The organism is Hyalangium sp., assembly GCF_035629615.1.
Classification (GTDB): domain Bacteria; phylum Myxococcota; class Myxococcia; order Myxococcales; family Myxococcaceae; genus Hyalangium.
The window spans coordinates 1-12,181 of record NZ_DASPHO010000783.1 but is presented as its reverse complement, the minus strand read 5'-3'; the positions used below and the strand labels follow the sequence as shown (position 1 = coordinate 12,181).

The following is a 12,181-nucleotide window of genomic DNA, read 5'->3' as shown; positions in this document are numbered from 1 at the left end:
TGGAAGGTGACGACCGCGGTCCCCCGGTGCGCCGGATCCTGCGCGAGCTGCTTGCCCACGAGCTCCAGGGCGCCAGGTGCCTCGCGGACCTCCGAGTCCACGAAGGTGTACGCGAGCACCGCCGTCCACTGGCGTGACACGCGCCAGTCCACGCCCGTCTCCACGCCTCGCACTCGCGCGCGGCCCAGGTTCTGGCGCTGACGCTGCGAGCCATCCGGCAGGGGCGTCTCGAGGGTGAGGTTGGTGATGGGCTCTTCCAGCTCATTCCAGAAGCCCGTCACCCGCACCGTCAGCCCTCGCAGCGCCGAGGTCTCGACGCCCGCTTCCCCGCCGACGAGCCGCTCGGCGCGCAGGGCCTCATTGGCGGCGGTGAGCACGGTGCCCACCTGGAAGGGGCGGTACAGCTCATTGAGGGTGGGGGCGCGGAAGGCGCGGTAGCCGGAGGCCCGCAGGGTGAGCCACTCCCAGGGGCGGACGCGCACGCCCAGGCGTGGACTGAGCTGCTGCTCGCTCCGGTCCGTGAAGGTGACGGTGTCCACCGCGCCGCCGGCCTGCTCCACCCGGCGTGTGCCCTCCACGTTGCGCCATGTGTCCCAGCGGAGCGCCGCCATCAGCTCCACGGCGGACGTCACGGTATAGAGGTCCTGCAGGAAGAGACCGCTGAAGCGCTGGGCTCCTCCCGTGCGGCGGAGGGCGGTGGAGGTGGGGCTGGCCGAGGGGGGGAAGAGGCGCTCGTCCGAGGTCCCCGCAACCTGCCGCAGGTCCGCGCCTGCCGCGAGCACGTGCGTGCCGCCCAGCATCCACGTGGGGCCTGTCCATACGAGCGAGCCCCCCTCCTCGTGGGCGGGGACATCCTGGATGGCCGCGAGCGCCTCGGAGGAGCGGTCCGGAGTCACGCGCGCGCGGCGCTGCTCGAAGCGCTGCCTGCGGCCAAAGAGCAGGAGCTCGAAGCTGCCGGCTGCCTCCGTGGTGAGCTGGGCGCTGGCTCCCAGGAGCGCGGACTCCGCGCGCGCGGTGGTGAAGGTGGTGCCGCCGTTCTGGTTCTCGCGGAAGAGGCCCAGGCGCGCGCCCAGGCGGAGCGAGGGACTTACCTCCACCTCCATGCGGCCGTTCAGGGAGGCGTGGTTGCTGGGCGCCCGCTGATCAATGGCACCGCGCTGCCCGGGAGTGACGACCGGGTGGCCCTCGGTGGTGAGCAGCTCCGTCTCGACAGCGGCGCCTACGGGCCCCCAGCGGTCGGCTGCGCGCGCGGCGAGCTGTCCCGTGCCGAGCATTCCATAGGCGGCGTCTGCCTCGATGCTGCGACTGGTGATGGGACGAGAGAAGAGCTGGACGACGCCGCCCAGCGCTGCGCTGCCGTACAGAGCCGAGCCGCCGCTGGGGACGACCTCGATGTGATCCAGCCCCAGCCGAGGCAGGGCGCGCCAGTACACCCAGCCTCCGAAGGGATCGTTCGCGGGCAGGCCATCCAACAGCACGAGGCTGCGAGACACACCCGAGGGTGCCAGACCGCGCAGGTTGAGGCCCTGGGCTGTCGGGTCCGACACGAGGCTCGACGTGCGGCGGAACGTGGCCGCCGAGGGCAGCGTGCGCAGCAGTCCGTCCTGCGTCAGCGTGGGGCTCCGGTCGATCTCGGCACGAGGGATGACCGTGACGGCGGCGGGCACGTCACGCACGGGACGTGGGAGCCGCGTGGCGGTGACGACGGTGCCCTGAACCTGCGCCGGCTTGTCGGTGTCGGGGTTCTCCGGACGAGAACGCTGGGACGCAGGAGCTTCGACTCGTGTCGGAGCACGAGAGGTCTCGGGTGAGCTCTCGGGAGGATCGGCCTCAGCGTTGCCAGCCAGGAGGAGCAGCCCCACCCCGAGTCTCGCGAAAAGAAGACCCTGAGACGCTCTCCGCCATGGGGAGGGAGACGATGTTCTTTCGCCAGCACCCGGGTGCTCCCAGGGGACTTCGGTCTTGCGCACGGCACTACGCTCCCAATGACACGAGAGGGTTTCCAGCGCTCTCGCAAGGCGATGGCGGGTGGTGGACAGGCGCTCGGGCGAGGACCCTTGAGCACCTGTTCGGAAATGTCGGGGGTTTTGAGGCGAAAAAGTCCCGACATTTCCGAACAGGTGCCCATGTCGGGCGGCCATGTCGGGAGCTGGGCTGCTCCCGTTACGTCCGGACATCCTCGGGCAGCTCGAAGTTGGGCAGGAGGCGCTGCAGCGTCCGGGCAAAGGCCTCGCGGTCGTGCGCCTTCTCCAGCGCCGCCTCGGGGGTGACCTTGCTCGCGGACACCAGCTGCTCCAGGTGCTGATCCAGCGTCTGCATCCCCTGGGCCTGCCCGGCCTGCATCAGTCCGCCGAGCTGGGACAGCTGCCCCTGGCGGAGCGTCGCCGCCACGGTGCCGCCGCCCAGGAGCACCTCCAGCGCCAGCACGCGCCCCGGGCTGTCCGAGGCCCGGACGAGCTGCTGGAAGAGGAGGCCTGCCAGGCTGTCCGCCAGCATCCCGCGGATCTGCGCCTGCTCCTCCTCCGGGAACGCGTGGAGGATGCGCTCGAGGGCAGCCTGCGCGCTCAGGGCATACATGCTGGCCAGCACCAGCACGCCCGAGCTCGCGAGCTGCAGCGCCTGCTTCAAGGCCTCGGGCGTGTTCAGCTCGCCCACGAGCACGACGTTCGCGTCCTCACGCCCCGCCGAGCGGAGGGCCACGGCGAAGCTGGGGGCATGCGGCCCTATCTCCCGGTGCGTCACCTGCGCCATCGCCGGCTCATGCACGAACTCCACCGGTTCTTCGATGGTGAGGAGGCTCGCGTGGCGGTTCTGGTTGATGTGGTGCAGCATCGCCGCCAGCGTGGTGGACTTGCCGCTGCCCGCAGGGCCTACGACGAGCACCAGCCCGCTGCGACGATCCGCCAGCCGCCGCATCACCTCCGGCGCGCTCAGCTCCTCCAGCGACTGCACCTTGCTCGGAATGCACCGGAAGACCGCCGCCAGCCCTGTCGTCTTGTAGAAGTAGTTGGCGCGGAACCGGGCCTTCGTCCCGTAGGTGTAGGAGAAGTCCAGGTCCAGCTCCTCGGTGATCTGCAGCTTCTGCTCGGGCGTGGCCAGCTCGAGGAGCATCGCCTCGACCTCGGACGCCGTGAGCGGGGCCTCGCGCAAGGGGGTGAGCTTGCCGCGGATCCGCCCTAGCGGCGGGTAGCCGATACTCAGGTGCAGATCGCTCCCTCTCTCGGCCAGGAGCGCATCGAAGAGGGGGGAGATGCGGGCGCTCATGGTCGTCCCCTCATGCGCTCTTGCGGTCCATGAACGAGGCCAGCTTCCTTCCGCTCGAGCCCGGCTCGGGGGGAAGCTCCGGCGCGTTGCCTGTCACCAGGGCCTCGAGCACGGCCGGGTTCTCCACGAGCTCCTTGGCGATCTCCAGCGTCGTCTTCCGAGAGCGGACGAGGTCCGCCAGCACATCCTCCAAGCGGATGGCGCCCTGATCCCTGCCGCGCTGCAGGAGCAAGGGGAGCTGGGACAGCTCGTCGTCTCGGATGAGGTGGCTCAGCGCCACCGAGCCAGGGAGCACCTCCGCCGCCGCCATCAGACTGCCACCCGCCGTGGCCGGCACCAGCCGCTGGCTGACGATGAGCCGCAGGTGGGTGCCCAGCGTCTGCCGCACCAGCGCCTGCTCCGCGGGCGGGAACAGCTCGATGATCCGCTCGAGCGTCTTCCCCGCGCTTGGCGTGTTCATCGTGCCGAGGACCAAGCGCCCGGTCTCGCTCGCGGCCAGCGCCAGGCGCACCGCCTCAGGCTCGCGCAGCTCGCCCACGACGATGACGTCCGCGTCCTCGCGCAGCGCGGCCTTGAGAGCGCTCGCGACAGAGCGGGTGTGCGTCCCCACCTCGCGCTGGCTGATCAGCCCTCGCTTGCGCGGGTGCACGAACTCCACCGGATCCTCCACCATGAGGATGTGGCGCCGCGTCTCGCGGTTGAGGATCTCCACCAGCGCCGCCAGCGTGCTCGTCTTCCCATGGCCCGCCGGGCCGGTGATGAAGATGAGGCCATGGGAGTGGCGCGTCGCCCGGATGAGCTCCACCGGCAGTCCCAGCGCCTCCAGCGAGGGCAGCTCCTTGGGGATGAGGCGGAAGGAGCCCTTCAGCCCGGAGCGCTGGCGGCAGACGTTGACGCGGAAGCGGCCGTGCGCCTCGGTCTGGAGCGCGAAGTCGCAGCTCCCGTCTCGCTCGAACGCAGACCGCAGCCGTGCCGGGACCTGGGAGAGCACCATCTGCTCCACCCGCTTGGGGGGCAGCGGCTCGCCGTCGGGCTTCAGCTCGCCCGCGACGCGGAGGAGCGCGGGCCGGCCCGACACGATGTGCAGATCGCTCGCGCCCACTCGGCGCGCCTCCTCCATCAACGCAGGCAGATCCCTCCAGAAGTCCGGCCGGCTGCGCGGGGGCAGCTGGGGCCGGACCTGCAGGGGGCGCGTGTGCTCCTCGGTCTCCGGCTCCTGAACGCTGATGTCGATCGAGGAGAACTCCGACGAGTGAGGCGATCCCGCGGGCCCGGCGGGGGGCGGAGGCGAGGCTGGCGCTGGAGGAGGAGGCGCCTCCGAGCTGACAGGCGGGGGGAAGGCTTGAGGAGCAGGCGGCGGCTCTGCGCTGACAGGAGGCGCGACGGGCGGAGGCGGAGCGGAGAGCACCTCTGGGCTGACAGGAGGCGTGACAGCCTGGGGGACGGGAGGCGCCTCCGCGCTGACAGGAGGTGCGACGGCCTGGGGCGGGAGTGGCGGCGTCGTCGCGCGGATGGGGGCCGGAGTCCCCCCCGGCACCGGGGGCGGCACAGGAGCGGCGGGCGAGGGCTCCTGCGATGCGGGAGCAGAGGTCGCCTTGATCACCCGCAGGCCCGTGACGGACGGGCGGCGGACGGGGGGAACGAGCGGGGCCACCATGGGCGGAATGGTGTCCCGCGCCTTGGGAGGAGGGCTGTCCGCGGGAGGCTCCGTGGGGCTCTGCTCCGGGACCGCGCTGGCGGTGGAGCCGGGCCGGGGCGTCGTCTCCGGGATGCGCGAGATCGCGGCCGCGTTGGCGCCGGAGCCAGGGGCAGGCGTCGCCTCTGGAGGCCGAGTCGGGATCCCGGTGGCATCTCCGGTGCGCATCACGCGCATGCTGAGGCCCTCGCCCCGACGCACGGCGACGACGGCGAGCGTGGCCACGCCCTCGGCCCGCACCGACCACTTCATCGGCTTCTCTGACACCGAGGCCGCACGCGCCGGCCCGACCATGGTCAGCAGCGTCCGGTTCAGCTCCTCGTCCGTGAGCACGGCGCTGTCCACCGGCTCATAGCCGTTGATGCTCTTGATCATCGGGCAGCGCCCCGTCGTCAGGGCGATCTCGGAGATCGCCGGGTGCGAGAGGTAGCGCAGCAGCTCCGCGAGGGGCTTCATTCAGGGACCAGCATCTATCCGAAGTTCAGGAAAAACGAATAAAACGCAGGATAGACCATAGCCCTGCCAGTCACCTGGATGATCAGAGGGCCAACTGTTGCCGGGCGAGGGTACGTGCTTCTGCTACCTGCGCGGCAAGGGCCCTGGGCATGTAGCGCCGGCTGGCCTCGATTCGGGTGGCCACCTGGGCTGCCCGGGCTCCCTCTCCCCGCGCGAGCAGCAGCGAGAGCAGGCGCTCCTGGTTGAGCCAGTTGGTGGGGAAGGGTCGCTGGAGCTGCCGTCCCTGAGCGAGCGCCTGGGCCCAGACCGCATCAAAGGCCGCGTCGTCTCGTGTGGCGTGGGCCTGCTCCAGCAGGAGGGTGCCGGCCCAGTCCACGTGGAGGCTCTCCGGCGACAGCACCGGGGTGCGCCAGTCGAGCGCCAGGGTGGCCTCCAGCAGCGGGTGGGCCTCGGCCGTGCGGCCAGCCTGATGCAGGGCGATCCCCGCATCGGCGCGGTGGATGGGAGCGCGCTCGGGCGTATCGCGGCGCGCAGCCACCTGGAAGAGCTCGGCGGCGCGCGCGGGGTGCGTGGGGCGCAGGCGACTGGCGGCCTCGAGCACCTCCTCCAGCGGGGCGCTCTCCGCGTGCTCGGCCGTCAGGCGCTCAGCGGCCAGCTCGCGCGCCGTCTCCTCGGCCAGCACGTGCTCGATCTCCTCGCGCAGTGGAGTCAGAGCATCCAGCGGCAGCCCGGCCTCGGCGGCCTGCTCCAGGAGCCCGAGCGCCTCCTGGGAGGCCGGCATCAGCTCCGTCACCATCACCTCCAGCGCGTCCTGGAAGCGCACGAAGGCCAGCAGCACCCGCAGGCGCGGATCCGGCTCGGCGGGGAGCACATCCCGCAGCAGGGCCAGCGCGGTGCCGTAGTCCTCCTGCTCCAGGGCGCGCGCCAGCTCCGCATCGAGTCCCCCGGGCAGCCCCCAGGGGCCGGCCAGCAGGTGCTCGGCAGAGGTCGTCATGAGAGGAAGATAGGCTCCCGGGCGGCAGGGAGACAGCCGCCTCGGGCGGAAGGGCAGGCGTGAGTCACCCGACGCCCTCCCGCCGGAGCGCGAGCGGACTACAGCTCGCGGGACATCAGCAGGCGCAGCTTGCCGGACTTCTTGGACACCACCGTCGCCACCGTGGTGAAGCCCGCCTTGCGGTAGAAGCTCACCGCCGGCCCGTTGGCCGGATCCACGCGCAGCGCGATCGTCTTGCGGTACATGTCCCGCGCCGTCTGCATGGCGTGGTTGAGCAGCACCGTGCCCAGCCCGTGCTTGCGCAGGTCCGGACGTACCACGATGTTGCGCATGTACGCCGCGCCGGGCACCGGGCCGTCGCGCTCCACGGTGATGTAGCCCACCACCTGGTTCTGCACCCGCGCCACGTGGGTGAAGGGACGCAGCTGGGTGAGCGCCTGCAGGCTCTCCTCCTGCGTCTCTCCGCGCGTCTTCCACGGCTCGGAGCTGGCTCGCAAGGCGGCCAACGTGCCCATGTCCTCGTCGGTGGGGTTTGCCACCTTCACCGCCGAGTTCAGATCATTGGGCAGGCTGCTCGGATCCAGCACCGGCACCGCGCTGATCTCTGTGCTTGGGTCCACCTGCTTCATCGTCATCGCCTTGATCCTCCGTACCGCATCGATCCTAACCGTTCCGGCGGTAACTGTGCACGCGGTGTTTCCGCGCACATTTCCCCTCAGTCCTCAGGGGACCGGACCCTGGCAAACTGCTCACCCGGATCCTTCATTCCAAGCAATCCGCCCGCCTCCCTTGCCCACTCTCCAGGCGGCTTTTCATTGGCGGACACCCTCACTATAAGAAATGAGCGGCCGAGGCGAGGGCGTGATGTTCCTTCTCTCTGCTCGGCCGAACTCCGCCCTTGCAACTCAACCACGCCCAGCGCGAGCTCACGCTCAAGATCGTCTACTACGGCCCCGGGCTCAGTGGGAAGACGACCAACCTGCGGCAGCTGTACGCCCGGACGCGCCCCGAGGTGCGAGGCCGGCTGCTGTCGGTGGAGACCCGTGACGACCGGACACTGTTCTTCGACGTCCTGCCAGTCTTCTTCGCTTCCACGAGCGGGTACAACGTGAAGGTGAAGCTGCTCACCGTCCCGGGCCAGGTGATCCATGTCGCGACGCGACGCATCGTCCTGCGAGCAGCGGACGCGGTGGCCTTCGTCGCCGACAGCCGCCGCAGCGCCACGGGGGAGAACAACCGGTACTGGCACAGCCTCCGGGAGGACATGCGCGAGAACGGGCTGGATCCGGACCGGGTGCCCGTGGTCATCCAGTTCAACAAGAAGGATCTGCCGGACACCCGCACGGAGGAGGAGCTGGAGCTGGTGCGCCGCCGGGGCCGGGAGCCCGTGGTGGGGGCCGTGGCGCTGCGCGGCGAGGGTGTCTGCGAGACGTTCCACGAGCTGATGCGGGCGGCCTGGCAGCGGCTTGACGTGGACGCGAACCTGGGGCGCAACATCGGGCAGACCGAGGAGGAGTTCCTCGGTCGGATCTTCAGCCATCTGGACCTGGGGGGTACTACGCTCCAGGGACGCTACGGGGCCGAGGGTATCTCCGGAGGAGGTGCAGCATGACGGGAGATCAAGATTACACGTCTTGGGAGGCCAAGCCCCCGCCTCGCTCGGACTCCCTGCTGCTGCGCGAGCCGCCGCTGGTGGAGCTGCTGGATGGGCCCTCCTTCGAGGAGGTGGTGAAGGGCTTCGTCGGGCTTCATGGCGTCGGCGCCCAGGTGCTCGACAGCCGGGGGACGAGTCTGGCGGGCGCTCAGGGCCCGGCGGGGGACTTCTGCAGCCATGTCACCGCTCCTGAAGGAGGCGAGCAGTGCGCGGCGCGGATCGCGCTCGGCGCGGGGGCGGCCATGGCCGTGCTCTCCTGCCCGGAGGGCCCGCACTACCTGGTGCTCCCCGTGCGCTGGGAGGGGACGGAGATCGGCCGCGTGCTCTTCGGGCCGCTGACGGCGGCGGAGCTGGCGGCCTTGCCGCGGGATCGGATGGATGTCGAGAAGGCCCGCAGCCTGGAGTCTCCGCTGGCGCGTGCCGCCGCGTACTTCTCCCGGGTGCTCGAGGCGCTGATGGTGTCCGGGCACCGCTCGTGGCTGGCCAGCCGCATCCAGCAGGAGTCGGCGGGGGAGATCGGCCGGGAGCTGCAGGTGCGGGATGAGCGCATGGCGGCGCTCGACAAGCGCCTGCGCGAGGTGGATCGGCTCCAATCCAGCTTCCTGGGCACGGTGAGCCACGAGCTGCGCACGCCCCTGGCCTCCATCATCGCCTACTCGGAGCTGCTGTCCGAGGGCCTCACCGGCCCGCTCAACCCGGAGCAGATCCAGTGCGTGCAGTCCATCACCGAGATGGGCCGCACGCTGTTGGATCTGATCACCTCCATCCTGGACATCAGCCAGCTCGAGGCGGGCAAGCTGCGGCTGGCCTTCGCGCCGGTGGACGCGGCGGAGGTGGTGGTGGGCGCGGTGTCGAGCGTGACGCCGCAGGCCCGGCGCAAGGGCCTGGCGCTGGACGTGCGGTTCCCGGAGTTCCGCCAGCCGCGCGTGCTGGCGGACAAGGGACGGCTGCAGCAGGTGCTGGTGAACCTGCTGGCCAACGCGGTGAAGTTCACCGCCCAGGGCGGGGTGCGCATCCGGCTCTCCGATGTCGGGCCGCAGCCGGAGCTGGAGGATGCGCCGGGCTACCGCATCGCCGTCGAGGACACCGGCGTGGGCATCCGCGCGGATCACCTCGATCGCATCTTCCAGAGCTTCTACCAGGTGGACTCCAGCTCCACCCGGGAGTTTGGCGGCGTGGGCCTGGGGCTCGCCATCGTCAAGCGCTTCACGGAGGGCCACGGCGGCAAGGTGATGGTGCAGAGCGTGCCCGGAGAGGGTTCCATCTTCACGGTGGTACTGCCGGCGCGCCCGCCTCAGACGGGCGAGGCCGTGCTCGTCGTGCCGCCCCTTCCCGAGCCGGATCGCTTCTGAGCGCGCGAGGCGCACGTGCGCGGTGAGTTCTCCCTCATCGAGCGCTTCCTGGCGGCCTTCCCTCGGGCGCGCGTGCCGGTGGGCCCCGGAGATGACTGCGCGGTGCTCGCCCCCACGCGTGGCGCGCTGTGCGTCACCACGGACGCCGTGGTGGAGGACGTGCACTTCACCCGCAAGGGGTTCTCTCCCGAGGACATCGGCCACAAGGCGCTCGCGGTGAACCTCTCGGATCTGGCCGCCATGGGCGCCACGCCGCGCTGGTTCCTCTGCGCGCTGGCCCTGCCCAGGGGCTTTCCCGAGCGCGAGCTGCGAGGGCTGGCGCGGGGCATGAGCGCGCTGGCCCGCGAGCACCGCATCGCCCTCGTGGGAGGCAACTTCACCTCGGCCCGCGAGCTGTCCCTCACCCTCACGGCCGCGGGGGAGCTCCAGCAAGCGGCGCTGACACGCGCGGGAGGCCGGCCCGGGCACCTCCTCTATGTCTCCGGGACGCTGGGGGAGGCGCGGCTCGGGCTGATCCAGCTCCAGTCCGGCCAGCGCCGGGGGCCCGCCATCCTCCGGCAGCGCCGGCCGATCCCCCGGGTGGCGCTGGGGAGCCTGGCCTCCCGCTTCGCCTCCGCCGGCATGGACCTCTCGGATGGGCTGGCGCAGGACCTCGGACACTTGTGCGAGGCGTCGGGTGTAGGCGCAGAGGTGGAGCTTGCCCACCTGCCACTCTCACCTGCGGTGCGGGCGGTGCTGGGGCCTGAGGGCGCGCTGGCCGGAGGTGAGGACTACGAGTTGTTGCTGGCCATACCCCCTGATCGAGCCGGGGCCTTCGAGCGGGCATGCGCTCGGGCGGGAGAGCGGGTGACGCATGTGGGCCGGCTCACCCGAGGGCACCGCCGGGTGTGGCGAGGCCTTGAAGGACGGCCGGTTGCCCCACCGCCAGGCTTCGACCATTTCACGCGTCGTCGGCCGGTAGATTGACCGTGCTGGAAGGCAAGGCTAAACCCGCATGAAGCTTCCGCCGTCTTCCCGGATCCGCCTACCCGTGCGCCGCCCACTTCGCGACGAACTCTCCCCAGGCCTCTCTCCCCGCCGTGAGCCCGTGCAGCGGATCCTCCGCTCTGTGGACACCGACGGCGGCGAGCGGATCGTCTCGCTGCACCGGAAGATCCTCACCGGCTACCTGCTGCTGGGAGCGGCCCTGGTCTTCTCCATGGCCGTGCTCCAGCGCTTCGAGCTGGGCCTGCGGTGGCAGATCCCCATCGGTGGGGTCCTCACCGTCATCGCCGCGTTTACCCTGCCGCGGCTGCTGGCGCGGGTGAACCGCGTCCGGGTGCTGTCGCGCTCCGCGTTCGAGATCTCCCAGGGTGATCTCTCCAAGCCCGTGGACGCCGACCCGTCCAACCCGCGCGACGAGATCGACGAGCTGACGAACGCCATCGGCAAGATGCAGGAGAACCTGCGCGAGCTGGTGGGGAAGATCCAGGACACCGCCAAGAGCGTGGCGGACACGGCCATCGAGGTGCAGCGCTCGGCGGAGAACGTCAACGGCTCCACCGAGGAGGTGGGTTCCTCCATGGAGAAGATCGCCGGGGGCGCCGAGGCCCAGTCCATGCTGGTGAGCAAGGCCTCCACCGTCATCACCTCCATGGCCGGCTCCATCCAGCGCACGGCGGCCAGCGCCGAGGACGCGGCGCGCACCGCCCTGGAGACGAGCCAGGCGGCGGAGGATGGCAGCCTCGCCGCGCGGCTGGCGGGTGAGAAGGTGAAGAAGGTGTTCAGCCGCATCGAGGCGGCCAGCCAGCAGGTGTTCGCCTTCGGCGAGAAGACGCAGGAGATCTCCAAGATCGTCGACGCCATCACCCAGGTGGCGCAGCAGACAAACCTCCTGGCGCTCAACGCCACCATCGAGGCGGCGCGCGCGGGTGAGTACGGCCGCGGCTTCGCGGTGGTCGCCGACGAGGTGCGCAAGCTGGCCGAGAGCGCTGGCCGCTCCGCCGAGCAGATCTCCAAGCTGGCCCGGGACATCTCCGGCCAGTCCACCGCGGTGGTGTCCGCCATGAAGGAGGGCATCGAGGAGCTGGCCGAGGGCCGCGAAGATTTGACGAACATCGTGCGCTCCATGGGCGCCATCACGGATACAGTGCGCAAGGGCGCGGAGAAGGTGCACCTCATCTCCGAGAGCGCCCGCGAGCAGCTGGAGGGCAGCAAGGAGATGGTGAAGGCCATCGAGGAGATCTCCATGGTGGCGCGCAACAACTCCACCTCCACCGAGGCCATCCAGTCCGTCATTCAGGAGCAGACCAGCGCCGTGGCTCGCATGGCGTCGCTGGCCAATGAGCTGACCAACACCTCCGTCGAGCTGCAGAGCGTTGTCCGCAGCTTCCGGCTCGACCGGTGAGGCACTCCCCCCGAGGAACCCGTGAGGCATGTCATCTTCCGGGTGGAGAAGGAGCGCTACGGCCTGCCCCTCTCGTCAGTGCGCGAGGTGGTGGTGCCGCCCGGGCGCTTCACCCGCGTCCCTCGGGCTCCTCCCGCCATCTCTGGGGTGATGAATCTGCGCGGCCGCGTGGTAACGGTGGTAGAGCTGCGCCAGCTGCTGGGGCTCCCGGAGGGGCAGACACCCCCTTCGCGCGTCCTCTTGCTGGACCGGGGGCGGCGGGACCTGGGATTCTTGGTGACCGATGTAGATGGGATCGAAGCGCTCGAGCGGGTGAGCGCGGCGGCGCCAGGGAAGACCGTCCTGGCAGTCCGAGGTGTCGCCAGATTGAAAGGTTTGG

10 protein-coding genes are annotated in these 12,181 nt (G+C 70.6%); 5 read left to right on the top strand and 5 right to left on the bottom strand.

The window, feature by feature from the left end; translation table 11 throughout:
* The 5 genes from VD972_RS39245 to VD972_RS39225 all read right to left on the bottom strand — a co-directional run.
* Positions 1-1,862, bottom strand: a 1,862-nt coding sequence (locus tag VD972_RS39245) for a TonB-dependent receptor plug domain-containing protein (protein WP_324994054.1), incomplete at its 3' end; no start/stop codon positions are given.
* A gap of 301 nt (positions 1,863-2,163) precedes the next feature.
* On the bottom strand, positions 2,164-3,264 hold the full coding sequence (locus VD972_RS39240) for a PilT/PilU family type 4a pilus ATPase (protein WP_324994052.1): 1,101 nt from the start codon (positions 3,262-3,264) through the stop codon (positions 2,164-2,166).
* A 10-nt stretch (positions 3,265-3,274) separates the two neighbouring features.
* Positions 3,275-5,416: a PilT/PilU family type 4a pilus ATPase gene (locus VD972_RS39235; protein ID WP_324994050.1), complete on the bottom strand. Its 2,142-nt coding sequence runs from the start codon at positions 5,414-5,416 to the stop codon at positions 3,275-3,277.
* A gap of 82 nt (positions 5,417-5,498) precedes the next feature.
* The gene (locus VD972_RS39230; protein ID WP_324994048.1) at positions 5,499-6,410 is read right to left on the bottom strand and encodes a hypothetical protein; all 912 of its coding nucleotides are present in this window, start codon (positions 6,408-6,410) and stop codon (positions 5,499-5,501) included.
* A 98-nt stretch (positions 6,411-6,508) separates the two neighbouring features.
* A complete protein-coding gene (locus VD972_RS39225; protein ID WP_324994046.1) occupies positions 6,509-7,045 on the bottom strand; it encodes a GNAT family N-acetyltransferase in 537 nt (178 codons plus the stop codon).
* A gap of 263 nt (positions 7,046-7,308) precedes the next feature.
* Between VD972_RS39225 and VD972_RS39220 the strand changes: the two genes are divergently transcribed.
* The 5 genes from VD972_RS39220 to VD972_RS39200 form a co-directional block, all read left to right on the top strand.
* Entirely contained in the window at positions 7,309-8,022 is a 714-nt protein-coding gene (locus VD972_RS39220) for a GTPase domain-containing protein (protein ID WP_324994044.1), read from the top strand.
* Positions 8,019-9,416 (top strand): HAMP domain-containing sensor histidine kinase, encoded by a 1,398-nt coding sequence (locus VD972_RS39215; RefSeq protein ID WP_324994042.1) that lies wholly within the window; start codon positions 8,019-8,021, stop codon positions 9,414-9,416. Before VD972_RS39220 ends, VD972_RS39215 begins: the two co-directional genes overlap by 4 nt.
* Before the next feature lie 15 nt (positions 9,417-9,431).
* Positions 9,432-10,382, top strand: a complete 951-nt coding sequence (gene thiL, locus VD972_RS39210) for a thiamine-phosphate kinase (protein ID WP_324994040.1) — start codon at positions 9,432-9,434, stop codon at positions 10,380-10,382.
* Between the two features lie 121 nt (positions 10,383-10,503).
* Positions 10,504-11,802, top strand: coding sequence for a methyl-accepting chemotaxis protein (locus tag VD972_RS39205; protein ID WP_414654199.1), 1,299 nt, complete (start codon positions 10,504-10,506; stop codon positions 11,800-11,802).
* A gap of 21 nt (positions 11,803-11,823) precedes the next feature.
* On the top strand, positions 11,824-12,181 hold a 358-nt coding region (locus VD972_RS39200), incomplete at its 3' end, for a chemotaxis protein CheW (protein ID WP_324994037.1).